Origin of the sequence: Acidiphilium sp. 20-67-58, from assembly GCF_002255515.1 — a bacterium.
Taxonomy (GTDB): domain Bacteria; phylum Pseudomonadota; class Alphaproteobacteria; order Acetobacterales; family Acetobacteraceae; genus Acidiphilium.
On the sequence record NZ_NCAS01000010.1, the window covers coordinates 1 to 15,475 of the forward strand.

The following is a 15,475-nucleotide window of genomic DNA, read 5'->3' on the forward strand; positions in this document are numbered from 1 at the left end:
GTGTCGTTCAGCCAGAAAAGTTCCGCCATCTTCCAAGTCCTCCGAACAGACTTGAATCAGACGCCCCGTAGTCATGGCAATAGGTACAGAACCTAGAGCGCGGGATACAAAATAAACGCTGACGCGCGGGACGCGAAAATACGCGCTGACGCGCGGGACACAGGCGCACGGCACCGTGCGCGGACGCGGCGATTGTGAAGCGGGACCGTCTGCTGTTACGTTGCCCGCCCGCGCGCCGCGCCGGCGGCGGGTTCGCCAGTTCCGGGATAGCAAGATGCCGCAGACAGACAGAGTTTTGACATCACGACGCCAGATGATGGCGGGGGCCGCGGCGCTCGCGGCGGCCGCAGGGGGCGCGCGGACGGCGCGGGCGGCAGGGATGACGGCGCTCCGCGTCGCCTATATCCCGATCCTGCCGATGGCGCAGCTCTTTGTCATCGAGGCCGAGGGCTGGGCGCGGCAGGCGGGGCTCGCGCTGCACGGCACCAGTTTTTCCTCCGGCCCGGCAATGGTGCAGGCGCTCGCCTCCGGCCGGTTCGACGTCGCCTATATCGGGATCGGCCCGGCGATGGTCGCCCAGGCGCATGGCGTCGATCTGCGGATCGTCGCGGCGAATGGCGAGGGGCAGATCGCCCTGCTCGGGCGCGGCAAGCTCGCCGGGATGTGGCCGCACGCAGCCTCCCCCGCCGCCGCCTTCGCCGCCTTCCGCAAGGCGACCGGGCGCAAGGCGCGGATCGGCAGCCTGCCGCGCGGCTCGGTGCCGGATACGGTGCTGCGCTACTGGCTCGACGAGGTGGCGCATGTGCCGCAGGATACGGTCGAGGTGATGGGGTTCGGCGCCAGCGCGTTGCAGCAGGCGCTGCTCTCGGGATCGCTCGACGCCGCATCGACGCTGGAGCCGACCCTGACCATCGTGCAGGAGCGCGACAAGGGGGCGCGCATCCTCGTGCGCGGCGATACGATGTTCCCTGGCCAGCCAGGCGCTGTGCTCGCGGTGACATCCCGCCTCGCGCATGACAACCCGGCGGCGGTGCAGACCATGGTCGATCTGCATGTGCGGGCGACGCATTTCCTGCGCGCGCATCCGCATCGCGCCGCCGCCGATCTCGCGAAGACGCTCGGCAAGGGGCTGATCCCGGAGGCGACGCTGCTGCAGGCGGTGCAATCGCCCTCGCTCAACCCGGTCGCCGATCCGCGCCGGATCATCGCGGCGACGGAAAAGCTCAACACCTATCAGGCGAAGATCGACCATATCGGGAAGGTCGCGGATGTGGGGGCGATGTTCGACACCTCGTACTACCTGCATGCGGTGAAATCGGCCGGATGAGGCCGGGCACGCCACGCCGGCCGGCGCTGCTCTCGGCGGCGGGGCTCGCGGTTTTTATCGGCGCCTGGGAGGCGGCGGTGCGCAGCGGGGTGCTGCCGGCGAGCCTGGTGCCGGCGCCGAGTGCGATTCCGCAGGCGCTGATCGGCGAAATCCGCAATGGCAGCTGGTTCACCGCGATCGGCGAGAGTCTCGGGCATTACCTGATCGGCGTCTGCCTCGGCAGCCTGCTCGGCATCGTCGCCGGGGCGGCGGTGGCGCTGCTGCCGCGCTTCGCCGCCGTGCAAGCCTGGATCGCGCGGCTGCTGCGGCCGATTCCGCCGCTGGCGTGGATTCCCTTCACGCTGATCTGGTTCGGCCCCAGCCAGGCGGCGGCGGCGTTCATCATCGGCGTCGGCGTGTTCTGGCTGAACTATTTCGCGACGTGGTCGGCGGTCGAGACGGTCGATGAGGGGCTGGTGGAACTCGCCGCGGCGTTCGGCCAGGGCGGGTTCGCCCGCCGGCTCGGCAAGGTGATCCTGCCGGCGGCGCTGCCGGGGATGCTTTCGGGCGTGCGCTCGGGGCTCGGCCAGGGCTGGATGGCGGTGGTGGCGGCGGAGCTGTTCGGGATTCCGGGGATCGGGCAGCGGATGAACGAGGCGGCCGGGGTGCTCGCGACCAATGTCCTGGTGCTCTACATGCTGACGATCGCGCTGCTCTACGGCATGACCGACCTGATGTTCGAGCGGGTGACGCGGCGGTTTCTGGCGTGGACGCGGGCATGAGCGGTGCCGGGGAGATGATCGTGGAGCTGACCGGCCTCGCCTTCGGCCATCCGGGCGATGCCTCCGGGCGCAACGTGCTCGAAGGGCTCGATCTCAGCCTGAAGCGCGGCGGGTTTACCGCGATCGTCGGGCCGTCCGGCGTCGGCAAGTCCACCCTGTTGCGGGTGGTGGCGGGGCTGGCCGCGGCGCGGCGCGGCGAGGTGCGGCTGCTGACCCGCCCGGCGCCCGACCGCAGGACGGCGGCGCTGGTGTTTCAGGATGCGCGGCTGATGCCGTGGCGGCGGGTGCTCGGCAATGTCGAGTTCGGGCTGGAAGGGCTGGCGCTGGACGCGGCGGCGCGGCGGCGGCGGGCGGAGGCGGCGCTCGACCTCGTCGGCCTGCTCGATGCGGCGGGGCGCTGGCCGGGGCAGCTTTCCGGCGGCCAGCGGCAGCGCGTCGGCATTGCCCGCGCCCTCGCCGTCTCGGCCGACCTGTTGCTGATGGACGAGCCGTTCAGCGCGCTTGATGCGATCACCAGGCATGCCTTGCAGGACGAGCTGCTGCGGATCTGGCGGGAGACCGGCACCACGATCCTGTTCGTGACGCACGATCTCGACGAGGCGACCTATCTCGCCGAGCGGGTGGTGCTGCTGGCCGGCAGCCCGGCGCGGATCGCGCGGGATGTGGCGATCCGCACGCCGCATCCACGCGCCCGCAACGGGCTCGATGGGTATGTGAGCGACCTGCGCCGGGCGCTGGAAGAGACGTTCGTGGGTGGTGCCGGAATCTGAGCTTCATCCGGGAGGATGATGCTCGGACGAATTGACGGCGCGTCATCCGGCCGGATGGAGGCACCCGGCCGGCGTTCGCGTTAGAGCATCATCCGGTCAGAAGGGAATCTCGTCGTCGAGATCGCTGGCGCGGCCGGAATCCCAGCCGCCGCCGCGCGATTGGCTGGCGGCGGGCGCGGCCGGGGACGCGGCCGGGGCGCGCGGCGCCGGGCGCGGCATGTCGTCGCCGCCGCCGGCGCCGGCACGGTCGAGCAGGACCAGCTCGGCGCCGATCCGGCCGAGCATCACCTCGGTCGTGTATTTCTCCTGGCCCGCCTGGTCGGTCCATTTGCGGGTCTGCAGCTTGCCTTCGAGATAGATCTTGGAGCCCTTGCGCAGATAACGCTCCGCCACATCCGCCAGCCGGTCGTTCATGATGACGACGCGGTGCCACTCGGTGCGCTCCTGGCGCTCGCCGCTCGCCTTGTCGTTCCAGGATTCCGAGGTCGCCACGGCGAGATTGACGATCTTCATGCCGGATTGCGTGGTCCGCGTTTCGGGATCGCGCCCGAGATTGCCGACCAGAATCACCTTGTTCACACTACCCGCCATTGTCCAACCCTCCGCTCGAAGACCGCGCCACGGCGTCCTGCCGCGGCGGAACATTGTATCAACACGGCTTGGCCATGCTGTCCAGCCATGCGCCCGGCCCTGCATGCGGGCCGGGCGTCGGGCTCAGTGATCGAAGGCCGCGTGGTCGACCTTGCCGTGGAAGACGCGGTAGGCGAAGGCGTTGTAGGCGATGATGACCGGGAGCATCACCGCGGCACCGGCCAGCAGGAATTCCTGCGAGCCGACCGGGGATGCGGCCTGCCAGATGGTCACGCCGGGCGGGATGATGTTCGGGAACAGCGAGAAGCCGAGGCCGAGAAAGCTGACCAGGAACAGGCCGAGCGCGCAGAGGAAGGCGGTGTTGTCACGCGAGGCGGCGCCGCGGCGCAGGGCGCGGAACAGCACGAAGGCCAGCGCCATCACCGCGAGCGGGGCGAGGCCGGTGACGGCGAGGCCCGGCCAGGTGAACCAGCGCACGGCATAGGCATGGTCGAGCAGCGGGGACCAGATGCTGACGGCGAGGATGCAGGCGAGCATGCCGAGTGTGAGCCGGGCGGTTTCGTGGCGCATCCGCAGTTGCAGCCCGCCTTCGGTGCGCCAGACCAGCCAGGCGGCGCCGAGCAGCGCATAGCCGCAGACCACCGCGAGGCCGGTGAACACCGAGAAGGCGGAGAACCAGGCGAAGGGCCCGCCGGCGAACTGGTCGCCGACGACCTTGGTGCCGTGCAGCACGGCGCCGAGGATCGCCCCCTGGCAGAAAGCGGCGAGGACCGAGCCGAACCAGAACCCGTAATCCCAGTTGAGCCGGTGCTGCTCGGTATGGGCGCGGAAGCGGAACTCGAAGGCGACGCCGCGCAGGATGAGGCCGATCAGCATGGCGATCACCAGCGGGTAGACCGCCGGCAGGATCACGCTGTAGGCCTCGGGGAAGGCGCCGTAGAGGCCGGAGCCGCCGAGCACGAGCCAGGTTTCGTTGCCATCCCAGACCGGGGCGATGGAATTCACCATCACGTCCCGCTCGGTGCGGCCGCGCTCGGCCGCGAAGAGGATGCCGACGCCGAGATCGAACCCGTCGAGCACGACATAGGCGAAGATCACGAAGGCCATGATGCAGCCCCAGATGATCGGCAATGTGTGGGCGTTGAGCATGGCGGTCACTCCGCCGGGCTCGGGGCGGCAGCGGGATCGTGCAGGCGGTGCGGGCCATGGCTGCGCAGCGGCTTGTCGTCGCGCAGCGGCGGTTCGCCCACCGTCGGCTCATGCGCCATCAGGCCGAGCACGTAGCGGATGCCGACGCCGAAGACGAGCGTGTAGAGCACGATGATGACGCCGAACGACCAGACGATCTCGCCCAGGGTGAGCGGCGAGGCGCTCTGCACCGTGCGCAGCACACCATAGACCGTCCAGGGCTGGCGGCCGGTTTCGGTGACCACCCAGCCGGCGATGATGGTGATGAAGCCGGCCGGGCCCATCGCCACCGCGAAGCGCTTGAACCAGGCGTTCTCATAGAGCCGGCCGCCGCGGCGCAGGGCCAGCGCGCCGAGGGCGAGGAGCAGCATCAGCGACCACAGCCCGACCATGACGCGGAAGCCCCAGAAGGTCGGGATCAGTACCGGCCAGTCGGATTTCGGGAACGCATCGAGCCCCTGCACTACGCCGTGCAGCTTGTGGGTGATGATCAGCGAGCCGAGATCGGGGATCTTCACGTCATAGAGCAGGCGGCCGAGGCTGCGGCTGGGCCAGCCGAACAGGTGCAGCGCCTGGCCGGCGCGGGTGTGGAAGTCGCCCTCCATCGCGGCGAGCTTCAGCGGCTGGTCGGTCATCGTCGCGCGGCCGGATTCATCGCCGATATAGCCCTGGACCGGCACGGCGATGGTCAGCATCCACATTGCCATCGAGAACATCAGCCGGCTGACCGGGTTTTTCGGGTTGCGCAGCAGGTGGAACGCGCCGACCGCGCCGACGGCGAGCGCCGTCGCGATGAAGGCGGCGAGCACCATGTGCAGCCACATGTAGGGGAAGGTCGGGTTGAAGATGATGGCGAGCCAGTTCTTCGGCACGAAATCGCCGTTCGCGCCGATCGCGTAGCCGCGGGGCGTCTGCATCCACGAATTCGCGGCGAGAATCCACGAGGCCGAGATCAGCGTGCCGATCGAGACCAGCGCGGTCGCCGCGAAATGCAGCTTCGGGCCGACGCGCGACATGCCGAACAGCATGATGCCGAGGAAGCCGGCCTCGAGGAAGAAGGCCGTCATCGTCTCCCAGGCGAGCAGCGGCCCGAGGATCGGCCCGACCTTGGCCGAGTAGCCGGACCAGTTGGCGCCGACCTCGTAGGCCATCACCAGGCCGGAGACGACGCCGATCGCGAAGATCACGGCGAAGATCTTCAGCCAGTAGCGATAGGCGTCGAGATAGACCGGGCGATTGGTGACCAGCCACATCAGCTCGAGCACCGTCAGATAGGCGGCGAGCCCGATCGAGAAGGCCGGGAACATGATGTGAAAGGCGATGGTGAAACCGAACTGGGCGCGTGCGAGCACGATCGCCAGCCCGCCGGCATGCATGCTTGTCATTCTCTGTCCGTATCGTTGTTGTCGTCGGCGTCGGCGCCGGCAAGGGCGTCGGCTTCGGTTGTCTCGGGCCGGGAGCGGCCGGCCTTGCCGCGCCCGAGCAGCGGCAGGCGGTTCTTCAGTTCCAGCAGCGCGACGACGCGGCCGCCGAGGCGGAGCAGCTGGACCAGATCCTTGTTGTCGAGCTTCTGCACGTCTTCCGACCAGCGCATCAGCAGCTCGATCAGGTCGTGCATCTCGGCGAGTCGGCGCTGGGCGAGCCGGTCGGCCTCCGAGCGGGGAGCCTCCATCAGCAGGTCGCGCAGCACGGTGAGGGTGGGGTCGATCTCGCGGCGGCGGCGCTCCTCGGCGAGGGCGCGGACGATCTGCCAGATGTCGTCCGGGGTCGAGAAATGCTCGCGCCGGTCACCCGGCAGGTGTTGCAGCCGCACGAGGCGCCAGGATTGCAGCTCCTTCAGCCCCATCGAGACGTTCGAGCGGGAGAAGCCGAGGGTTTCGGCGATCTCGTCGGCCGGCAGCGGACGGTCGGACACGTAGAGCAGCGCGTAGATCTGCCCGACCGTGCGGTTGATGCCCCAATGGCTGCCCATCTCGCCGAAATGCAGCACGAAGGCCTCGATGATGGGGGAGAGCGGCACTGTCTGAACTTTCAGTAATTTCTGAAATCCAAGTAGCCAGTGACGCGGCCATGTCAACCCATGGGGCGGGGTTCACGACAGGACGTGATCGACCGGCAACAGCGGCGGCGGCAGCTCGTCGGCGCCGAGGGCTTCGAGCACCGCGATCTCGATCGTTCGTGCGAAAGCATTGAGCGGCAAGGCATTTTGGGAGATGGCGAAAGGCTCCTCCAGCTCGTCGCCCAGCGCATCGAGGCCGAAAAACGCATAGCCGAGGATCACCGTGACGATGGGTGTGGCGAGGCCGAGCGTCTGCACGAAGCCGAAGGGGAGGAAGATGCAGAACAGCCATGCGGTGCGGTGCAGCAGCAGGGAGTAGGTGAAGGGGGTGGGCGTGGTGCGCAGGCGCTCGCAGGCGGCCTGGATGCCGGTCATCGCGGCGATGCGCTCGGCGAGGATGCGGTAGAGCATGTCGCTCAGCCTGCCGGCGGCGACGAGGCCGGCCAGTTCGGCGGAGAGCAGGCGCAGCGCCGCGTCCGGCCGGTTGCGCTGGCCGGCGAGCCAGGCGCGCTCGGCGGGGGCGAGCCAGTCCTGCCAGTCCGCCCCCGCCACGCCGCGCAGATGATCGCGCAGCAGGTGGGCGAAGGCGGCGATGCGGCCGCCGAGGCGCTGAGTGAGTGCGGCGTCATCGGGCAGGAGCGCGGTGATCTCGCGGATCAGGGCGCGGGATTCGGCGATCAGCGTTCCCCATTGCCGCCGCCCTTCCCACCAGCGGTCGTAACAGGCGCTGTTGCGGAAGCCGAGAAAGATCGACAGGCCAAGGCCGAGCAGGGTGAAGGGCACGGTGGCCAGCGGCCAGTCCGGCAGCGGGTGGATTGCATGGGCGATGGTGACGGCGAGGGCGAGCAGGAACAGCGCCAGCAGCCGCGGCGCGACGCGTTGCAGGATCGAGCCGCGCAGGGTGGTCAGCAGGGTCAGCGTGTTGGCGCGGTCGTGAACGATCATGCGGGCAATCCTCGGGCGGGGGAGACGGGACGGAACGGGTAGGCCGGGCGGGAGGGGTCAGCCGGCCTCGGCGTCCCAGTAGGGCGGGCGGCCGAATTTCATCTCGATGAAGTCGAGAAAGGCGCGCACCTTGGGGGAGATGCGGGCATGCGGCGGGTAGATGCCGTAGATGCCGCCGGGGCGGGTCGAGATCATCGAGAACCAGTCCGGCAGCAGCCGCACCAGCCGGCCGCGGGCGATGTCCTCGCCGACCAGCCAGACCGGCAGCAGGGCGATGCCGACGCCGGCGAGGGCGGCATCGAGCAGCGCCTCGGAATCATCGGAGCGGAGAATGCCGGCGATCGGCACTTCCTCCTCCGGCGCGCCGGCCTCGGCGCCGCGGCGGAAGAACCAGCGGTCGGTCGGTTGCAGCGTGTAGATCAGGGCGTTGTGGCGCAGCAGGTCGCGCGGCGCGGCGAGCGGCGGGGCGCCGGCGAGATAGGACGGGCTCGCGCAGACGACGCGGCGATGGCCGGCGAGCTTGCGGGCGATCAGCGTCGAATCGATCAGCGGGCCGATGCGGATGGCGAGGTCGGCGCCGCTGGCCAGCAGGTCCATCCGCACGTCGGTGAAGGAGAGTTCGAGCCTGAGGCCGGGATAGAGCTTGAGGAATTCCGGGATGAAGGGGACGACATGGCGGCGGCCGAAGGCGCCGGGCAGGTTGAGCCGCAGCAGGCCCTGCGGCCGCGCCTGCATCGCCGCGACGGAATCGCGCGCTTCGTCAAGATTGCGGAGGATGGCCTGCACCTGAGCGTAGAATTGCTCGCCCGGCTCGGTGAGGTGGAGGCGGCGGGTCGAGCGGTGGAACAGGGCGACGCCGAGATCGGCCTCGAGCCCGGCGACGGCGCGCGAGACGGTCGACACTTTCGCCCCCTGCGCCTCGGCCGCCTTCGAGAAACTGCCAAGCTCGACCGCGCGGCCGAACAGGCGCAAGGCTCCCAGGTAATCCACGTTCTGACCTCCGGCGGGGCGACGCCCTGCAGCAGACGCCGATCGGCCCTGATGTCGGCCATACACCGCCGCGCAGCAAGGGGGTCGTGCCCCCTGCCCCGTTCTGCACAGGTATTTTGTCGTCCAAGGGGTTGCAGGTTCGGACACACTGGCTCACGTGCGAGGCGCGACCGGCTTGCGGGCCGGCGCGGCCAGACCAGAGCACCGCCCGCGCGGATGGAAATATCCGAGCGGGTAACGATGCTTTAATGATCACCATCATAGAGAACCGCGGCCGGCCCCGACGGACCGGAAGGCGCTCTAGCGGAGATGCAGCCCATGACCACGCGACGTCGCATCGTGCCCGATCACAACCTGAAGGGCATCCGGCCCTACGGCGCGCCCGCCGGCGGCTGGGGCGCGCTGCGCGCCACCGCCAAGGCGATCCGCACCCAGATGGATGCCGGCGACGCCGCCCGCCTGCTGCTGCGCACCAACAAGCCCACCGGGTTCGACTGCCCCGGCTGCGCCTGGCCGGACAAGGAACACACCTCGACCTTCCAGTTCTGCGAGAACGGCGCCAAGGCGGTGACCTGGGAAGCGACGCGCAAGCGCGTCGGCCCCGATTTCTTCGCCGCCCACACGGTGAGCGAGCTGCTCGGCTGGTCCGACCACGCGCTGGAGGATGCCGGGCGGCTGACCCATCCGCTGGCCTATGACCACGCGAGCGACACCTATCGCGAGATCGGCTGGGACGACGCCTTCGCCCGCATCGGCGAGGTGCTGCGCGCCCTGCCCGACCCCAACATGGTGGAGTTCTACACCTCCGGCCGCGCCTCGAACGAGGCGGCGTTCCTCTACCAGCTGTTCGCCCGCGAATACGGCACCAACAATTTCCCCGACTGCTCGAACATGTGCCACGAGGCGACCAGCGTCGGGCTGCCGCAGTCGATCGGGTTCGGCAAGGGCACCGTCTCGCTCGACGATTTCGACCATTGCGACCTGATCATCGCGATGGGCCACAATCCCGGCACCAACCATCCGCGCATGATGGGCACGCTGCACGAGGTGGCGCGCCGCGGGGTGCCGATCATCGTGTTCAACCCGATGCGCGAGCGGGCGCTGGAACGCTTCGCCGATCCGCAGAACGCGGTGGAGATGGCGACGATGGGGGCGACGCCGATCGCCTCGACCTATCTCAAGGTGCGGGTCGGCGGCGATGCCGCGGCACTCTCGGGCATCATGAAGGCGCTGCTCGAACTCGATGCCGAGGCGGGGCCGGACGCCGGGATCCTGGATCGGGAGTTCATCGCGGCACACACCAACGGGTTCGACGATCTCGCCGCCGACCTGCGCGCGACGCCGTGGGAGCGGATCGAGGCGGCGAGCGGGCTGTCGCGCGCCGATCTCGCCACCGTGGCGGGGCATTACGCGCGGGCGAAATCGACCATCGTCACCTATGGCATGGGCATCACCCAGCATTCGACCGGCACGCAGAATGTGCGCCAGATCGCCAACCTGCTGCTGCTGCGCGGGAATTTCGGCCGCGAGGGAGCGGGGATCTGCCCGCTGCGCGGCCATTCCAACGTGCAGGGCGACCGCACCGTGGGGATCACCGAAAAGCCGGGCGAGGCGATGCTGGAGCGGATCGCGCAGCGGTTCGGCTTCGCGCCGCCGCGCGCCCACGGGCATGACGCGGTCGCGGCGATGGAGGCGATGCTGCGCGGCGAGTCCCGCGCGCTGCTGGCACTCGGCGGCAATCTCGCCATCGCCATGCCGGATACCGAGGCCTGCGCCGCGGCGATGCGCAAGCTGGATCTCGCCGTGCATGTCGCCACCAAGCTGAACCGCTCGCATCTGCTGATCGGCCGCGAATCGATCATCCTGCCCTGCCTCGGCCGCACCGAGGAGGATATCCAGCAGAGCGGACCGCAGGTCATCACCGTCGAGGATTCGATGTCGATGGTGCATGCCTCGGCCGGCAAGCTCGCGCCGGCCTCGCAGCTGCTGCGCTCGGAGCCAGCGATCGTCGCCGGGATGGCGATGGCCACCCTGCCCCGCAGCACCGTGCCCTGGGGCGAGATGGTGGCCGATTACAGCCTGATCCGCGACGCGATCGAGGCGGTATTCCCCGATTTCGCCGATTTCAACGCGCGCGTCGCCGTGCCGGGCGGCTTCCGCCTGCCGATCCCGCCGGCCGAGCGCGAGTGGCGCACCGCCTCGGGCCGCGCCGAGTTCATGCCGCCGGGCGGCGCCGGCGCGGAGCAGGAGACCCTGCTGCTGACCACGATCCGCAGCCATGACCAGTACAACACCACGATCTACGGGATGGACGACCGCTATCGCGGCGTGTTCGGCCGGCGCGACGTCGTGTTCATGAACCGCGCCGACATGGAGCGGCTCGGCATCGAGCATGGCGGGCGCATCGACGTCGCCCATGCCGAGGACGGGGCGCATCGCCTCGCCGGGTTCACCGCCATCGAATACGACATCGCGGAAGGCTCGGTCGCGGCCTATTACCCGGAGGCCAACGTGCTGATGCCGTTGTCGCGGCACGACCGGCAGAGCGGCACGCCGACCTACAAATCGGTGCCGGTCACCGTGGCGCCGCTCGCCGCCGGGGCGTAGGGCAACATCCGATCAGATGGAAGCATCTGATCGGATAAAGATGCTCTGGTTATCAACAAGATAGAGCACGACATCCGATCCGGATGGATCGGAACGTGCTCTAGGGCAGCATCAGGCGACCTTGCGGCGGCGGCCGGGGGGTCGCGCCGCCGGCTTGGCCTGCGGATTGGGCAGCAGCGGGGCGAGGAAGCGGGCGGTGTGCGAGCGGTCGCTCCCCACCACATCCTCGGGCGTGCCGGCGGCGACGATCTCGCCGCCGCCATCGCCGCCCTCTGGGCCGAGATCGATGATCCAGTCGGCGGTCTTGATGACCTCCAGATTGTGCTCGATCACGATCACGGTGTTGCCGGCATCGACCAGCGCATGGAGAACCTCCAGCAATTTGCGGACATCCTCAAAGTGCAGTCCTGTTGTCGGCTCGTCAAGAATATAGAGCGTGCGGCCGGTGGCGCGGCGGGCGAGTTCCTTGGCGAGCTTGATGCGCTGCGCCTCGCCGCCCGAAAGGGTGGTCGCCGCCTGGCCGAGCTTGATGTAGCCGAGCCCGACCTTGCCGAGCAGTTCGAGCCGGTCGCGGATGCGCGGCTGGGCGGAGAAATAGCCCATCGCCTCGTCGACATTCATGTCGAGCACATCGGCGATCGACTTGTCGCGGAAGCGGATTTCCAGCGTTTCGCGGTTGTAACGTTTTCCCTTGCAGGTGTCGCAGGTGACGAACACGTCGGGCAGGAAGTGCATCTCGATTTTCAGCACACCGTCGCCCTGGCAGGCCTCGCAGCGCCCGCCCTTGACGTTGAAGGAGAAGCGGCCGGATTTGTAGCCGCGCGCGCGGCTTTCCGGCAGTTCGGCGAACCAGTCGCGGATCGGGGCGAAGAGATCGGTATAGGTCGCCGGGTTCGAGCGCGGGGTGCGGCCGATCGGCGACTGGTCGATCTCGATGATCTTGTCGAGCAGGTCGAGCCCGTCGAGCCGGTCGAACGGCGCGGGCACCTGGCCCGAGCCCATCAGCCGGCGGGAGACCGCCTTGTAGAGCGTGTCGATCACCAGAGTGGACTTGCCGCCGCCGGAGACGCCGGTGACGGCGGTGAACACGCCGAGGGGGAATTCGCCGGTGACGGTCTTGAGATTGTTGCCGCGGGCGCCGACGAGTTTCAGCATCCGCGCGGGATCGACCGGGCGGCGGCGGTCCGGCACCGCGATGGCGCGGCGGCCGGAGAGATAGTCGCCGGTGAGCGAGCGCGGATTGGCGGCGATGTCGGCCACCGTGCCCTCGGCGATCAGCTCGCCGCCATGCACGCCGGCGCGCGGGCCGATATCGATCACGTGATCGGCGCTGCGGATCGCATCCTCGTCATGCTCGACGACGAGGACCGTGTTGCCGAGATCGCGCAGCCGGCGCAGCGTTCCGAGTAACCGCTCGTTATCGCGCTGGTGCAGGCCGATCGAGGGTTCGTCGAGAACATAGAGAACGCCGGTCAGGCCGGAGCCGATCTGGCTGGCGAGGCGGATGCGCTGGCTTTCGCCGCCGGAGAGTGTCGCCGAGCTGCGGGCAAGGGAGAGATAGTCGAGCCCGACATCGACGAGGAATTGCAGCCGCTCGTTGATCTCGCGCAGGATGCGGCGGGCGATGTCCTGGCGCTGCGGGGTCAGCGTGTCGAGCACGGTGGCGAACCAGTCGCGCGCCTCGCGGATCGAGAGATCCGAGGCCTCGGCGATGTTTTTCGCGGCGATGCGGACGGCCAGCGCCTCGTCGCGCAGGCGCGCACCCTGGCAGCGCCGGCAGGGCTGCTCGGCCTGGTAGCGCGCCAGCTCCTCGCGCACCCAGACACTGTCGGTCTCGCGCATGCGGCGTTCGAGATTGCGCACCACCCCCTCGAACGGGCGGGTGACGGTGTAGGCGCGCACGCCATCCTTGTAGGAGAAGGCGATCTCGGTGGTGCCGGCGCCGAACAGGATCGCCTCGCGCACCGTCGCGGGCAGGTCTTCCCAGGGCGTGGTCAGCTTCACCTTGAAATGCTTCGCGAGGCTGGCCAGCGTCTGTTCGTAATAGGGCGATTGCGCGTTGGCCCAGGGGGCGATGGCCTGCTCGGCGAGCGGGCGGCGCTCGTCGGGGACGATCAGCGCGGGGTCGAACACGGTTTCGGTGCCGAGACCGGCGCATTCGGGGCAGGCGCCGTGCGGCGAGTTGAAGCTGAACAGGCGCGGCTCGATCTCCTCGATCGTGAAGCCGGAGACCGGGCAGGCGAAGCGGGCGGAAAACACCGTGCGCTCGCCGCTGTCGGCGTTCTCGGCATAGGCGATGCCATCCGAGAGGGCGAGCGCGGTCTCGAAGGAATCGGCGAGGCGCTGTTCCGCGCCCTCGCGCACGACGATGCGGTCCACCACCGCCTCGATCTCGTGCTTGATCTTCTTGTTGAGCGCCGGCACCTCGGCGATTTCGTAGAGCTTGCCGTCGACCTTCACGCGGGTGAAGCCGCGGCGCTGCAATTCGGCGAGTTCCTTGCGGTATTCGCCCTTGCGGTCGCGCACCACCGGGGCGAGCAGCAGCAGCCGGGTGCCGGAAGGCATCGCCATCACCCGGTCGACCATCTGGCTCACCGTCTGCGCCTCGATCGGCAGGCCGGTGGCCGGCGAATAGGGCACGCCGGCGCGGGCCCAGAGCAGGCGCATGTAGTCGTGGATTTCGGTGACGGTGCCGACGGTGGAGCGCGGGTTGCGCGAGGTGGTTTTCTGCTCGATCGAGATCGCCGGGGAGAGGCCCTCGATACTGTCGACATCCGGCTTGCCCATCAGTTCGAGGAACTGCCGCGCATAGGCGGACAGGCTCTCGACGTAGCGGCGCTGGCCCTCGGCATAGATCGTGTCGAAGGCGAGCGAGGATTTGCCGGAGCCGGACAGGCCGGTGATCACGGTCAGCTGGTCGCGCGGGATGCGGACGTCGATGTTTTTCAGATTGTGCTCGCGCGCGCCGCGCACGGTGATGTAGCCCGACCCTGCCATGAACCGCCTCTGAACCCCGATCTGTCTTAGAGCACGTTCCGATCCATCCGGATCGGATGTCGTACTCTATCCTATTGATAATTAGAGCATCTTTATCCGATCAGATGATTCCATCTGATCGGATGATGCTCTAGAGCACGTTCCGGTCAGACGACGCCATCTGATCGGATAGTGCTATTGCTGGATATGGCCCCGCCGGCGCGGGCTGGAAAGAGGGGATGGATCAGGAGGCCGACCCGCGCGCGGCGCGCTGGGCGAGGCCGAGCAGGGTCTGCCGGGCGATCAGCTCGGGCATCGCGCCGGTGCGCTTGCAATCGGCCTCGGCGCGCAGCACGCGCTCGATCGCGGCCATGATGGCGGGCTCGCGCCACCGTGCGGCGGCGGCCAGGGCGGCCGGCTGGCGCTTGAAAAAAACCGGCGGGCGGCGGGCGGCGATGGCGTCGCGCGGGCTGGCGCCGCGTCCGACCGCATCGGCCACGAGGCGCAGCGCCGCCAGCTCGGACAGCAGCACCCGCATCACCGCGACCGGCGCCGCCCCCTCTTCGAGGGCGAGGCCGATCGCATGGTCGGCGGCGGCGATGTTGCCGGCCAGCGCCGCATCGATCGCATCCTGCATCGAGGCGGACCCCTGATCGTCCAGCACCGCCTCGACCGCGGCGAGATCGACCGCGCCGCCCGGCCCGGCATAGAGGGCGAGCCGCTCGGCGGCGTCGCGCAGCGCGCCGGTTTCGCCGCCGAGCCGGCTGGCGGCGAGCGCCAGCGCCTCGCGGCCGATGCCCACCCCGGCGGCGCGCAGGGCCGCCTCCAGCGCCGGGCCGCGCGCCGCGCCCTCCGGCGGGTAGCAGGCGATGGCGGCGGCTTCGGTGTGTTTTTCGGCGAGCGCGCGCAGCTTCGAGCGAGCGGCGAGATCGGCCGCCATGCCGATCACCAGCGCATCCCCCCTGCCCTCCAGCATCGTCTCGACGACCGGAGCCTGACGATCCGCCGCATCGCGCAGCAGCACCACGCGGCGGCCGCCGCCGAAGGCCTGCGCCGCCGCCTCTTCCGGCAGGCGCTCGGCGGTGTCGGCATCGAGTTCGGTAAGGCGGAACGGATCGTCGAGCGCGCCGGCAACGCGCTTCGCAAGGCGCCGCGCCCGTTCGGCGACGAGCGAGGTGTCGGGCCCATAGACAAGGACGAAGCGCGCCGCACCGGGATCGGCGAGAAACCGCTCGACGTTGCGGGCGTCGATCTTCAAGCG

The 15,475-nt window shown here is 69.2% G+C and carries 12 protein-coding genes; 4 read left to right on the plus strand and 8 right to left on the minus strand.

The window, feature by feature from the left end; genetic code table 11:
- The first annotated feature begins 295 nt into the window (after nucleotides 1-295).
- From B7Z76_RS05200 to B7Z76_RS05210, 3 genes are read left to right on the plus strand one after another with little or no spacing between them, the layout of a single operon-like run.
- On the plus strand, nucleotides 296-1,327 hold the full coding sequence (locus tag B7Z76_RS05200) for an ABC transporter substrate-binding protein (protein WP_291342577.1): 1,032 nt from the start codon (nucleotides 296-298) through the stop codon (nucleotides 1,325-1,327).
- A complete protein-coding gene (locus B7Z76_RS05205; RefSeq protein ID WP_291342579.1) occupies nucleotides 1,324-2,088 on the plus strand; it encodes an ABC transporter permease in 765 nt (254 codons plus the stop codon). Before B7Z76_RS05200 ends, B7Z76_RS05205 begins: the two co-directional genes overlap by 4 nt.
- Nucleotides 2,085-2,858: an ABC transporter ATP-binding protein gene (locus B7Z76_RS05210; RefSeq protein ID WP_408736368.1), complete on the plus strand. Its 774-nt coding sequence runs from the start codon at nucleotides 2,085-2,087 to the stop codon at nucleotides 2,856-2,858. The genes B7Z76_RS05205 and B7Z76_RS05210 overlap by 4 nt, the downstream gene beginning before the upstream one ends.
- Nucleotides 2,859-2,954: 96 nt before the next feature.
- On the opposite strand, the gene ssb is transcribed toward B7Z76_RS05210, so the two are convergent.
- The 6 genes from ssb to B7Z76_RS05240 all read right to left on the minus strand — a co-directional run bounded on the left by ssb (nucleotide 2,955) and on the right by B7Z76_RS05240 (nucleotide 8,631).
- Nucleotides 2,955-3,449, minus strand: coding sequence for a single-stranded DNA-binding protein (ssb, locus tag B7Z76_RS05215; RefSeq protein WP_174504203.1), 495 nt, complete (start codon nucleotides 3,447-3,449; stop codon nucleotides 2,955-2,957).
- Between the two features lie 123 nt (nucleotides 3,450-3,572).
- Nucleotides 3,573-4,598, minus strand: a complete 1,026-nt coding sequence (gene cydB / locus B7Z76_RS05220; RefSeq protein WP_291342583.1) for a cytochrome d ubiquinol oxidase subunit II — start codon at nucleotides 4,596-4,598, stop codon at nucleotides 3,573-3,575.
- A 5-nt stretch (nucleotides 4,599-4,603) separates the two neighbouring features.
- The gene (locus tag B7Z76_RS05225) at nucleotides 4,604-6,022 is read right to left on the minus strand and encodes a cytochrome ubiquinol oxidase subunit I (protein WP_174504201.1); all 1,419 of its coding nucleotides are present in this window, start codon (nucleotides 6,020-6,022) and stop codon (nucleotides 4,604-4,606) included.
- Nucleotides 6,019-6,657 carry a GbsR/MarR family transcriptional regulator gene (locus B7Z76_RS05230; protein ID WP_291342586.1) on the minus strand — a complete coding sequence of 213 codons (639 nt, stop codon included), beginning with the start codon at nucleotides 6,655-6,657 and terminating at the stop codon, nucleotides 6,019-6,021. The genes B7Z76_RS05225 and B7Z76_RS05230 overlap by 4 nt, the downstream gene beginning before the upstream one ends.
- 72 nt (nucleotides 6,658-6,729) lie before the next feature.
- A complete protein-coding gene (locus B7Z76_RS05235; RefSeq protein WP_291342588.1) occupies nucleotides 6,730-7,641 on the minus strand; it encodes a bestrophin family protein in 912 nt (303 codons plus the stop codon).
- Nucleotides 7,642-7,698: 57 nt separating this feature from the next.
- Nucleotides 7,699-8,631, minus strand: a complete 933-nt coding sequence (locus B7Z76_RS05240; RefSeq protein WP_291342590.1) for a LysR family transcriptional regulator — start codon at nucleotides 8,629-8,631, stop codon at nucleotides 7,699-7,701.
- Nucleotides 8,632-8,949: 318 nt separating this feature from the next.
- On the opposite strand from B7Z76_RS05240, the gene B7Z76_RS05245 reads away from it, so the two are divergent.
- Nucleotides 8,950-11,238 carry an FdhF/YdeP family oxidoreductase gene (locus B7Z76_RS05245; protein ID WP_291342591.1) on the plus strand — a complete coding sequence of 763 codons (2,289 nt, stop codon included), beginning with the start codon at nucleotides 8,950-8,952 and terminating at the stop codon, nucleotides 11,236-11,238.
- A gap of 111 nt (nucleotides 11,239-11,349) precedes the next feature.
- On the opposite strand, the gene uvrA is transcribed toward B7Z76_RS05245, so the two are convergent.
- Both uvrA and holA read right to left on the minus strand, forming a co-directional pair.
- Complete coding sequence (uvrA, locus tag B7Z76_RS05250; protein WP_291342592.1) at nucleotides 11,350-14,235, minus strand: excinuclease ABC subunit UvrA; 2,886 nt, start codon at nucleotides 14,233-14,235, stop codon at nucleotides 11,350-11,352.
- A gap of 223 nt (nucleotides 14,236-14,458) precedes the next feature.
- The gene (holA, locus tag B7Z76_RS05255) at nucleotides 14,459-15,472 is read right to left on the minus strand and encodes a DNA polymerase III subunit delta (RefSeq protein ID WP_291342594.1); all 1,014 of its coding nucleotides are present in this window, start codon (nucleotides 15,470-15,472) and stop codon (nucleotides 14,459-14,461) included.
- Between the last annotated feature and the right edge of the window lie 3 nt (nucleotides 15,473-15,475).

What these genes read in the sequence shown, in the direction of transcription:
- B7Z76_RS05205 (WP_291342579.1), top strand. Translation starts at nt 1,324, where the DNA reads ATGAGGCCGGGCACGCCACGCCGGCCGGCGCTGCTCTCGGCGGCGGGG.
- B7Z76_RS05210 (WP_408736368.1), top strand. Translation starts at nt 2,085, where the DNA reads ATGAGCGGTGCCGGGGAGATGATCGTGGAGCTGACCGGCCTCGCCTTC.
- ssb (WP_174504203.1), bottom strand. Translation starts at nt 3,449, where the DNA reads ATGGCGGGTAGTGTGAACAAGGTGATTCTGGTCGGCAATCTCGGGCGC.
- cydB (WP_291342583.1), bottom strand. Translation starts at nt 4,598, where the DNA reads ATGCTCAACGCCCACACATTGCCGATCATCTGGGGCTGCATCATGGCC.
- B7Z76_RS05225 (WP_174504201.1), bottom strand. Translation starts at nt 6,022, where the DNA reads ATGACAAGCATGCATGCCGGCGGGCTGGCGATCGTGCTCGCACGCGCC.
- B7Z76_RS05235 (WP_291342588.1), bottom strand. Translation starts at nt 7,641, where the DNA reads ATGATCGTTCACGACCGCGCCAACACGCTGACCCTGCTGACCACCCTG.
- B7Z76_RS05245 (WP_291342591.1), top strand. Translation starts at nt 8,950, where the DNA reads ATGACCACGCGACGTCGCATCGTGCCCGATCACAACCTGAAGGGCATC.
- uvrA (WP_291342592.1), bottom strand. Translation starts at nt 14,235, where the DNA reads ATGGCAGGGTCGGGCTACATCACCGTGCGCGGCGCGCGCGAGCACAAT.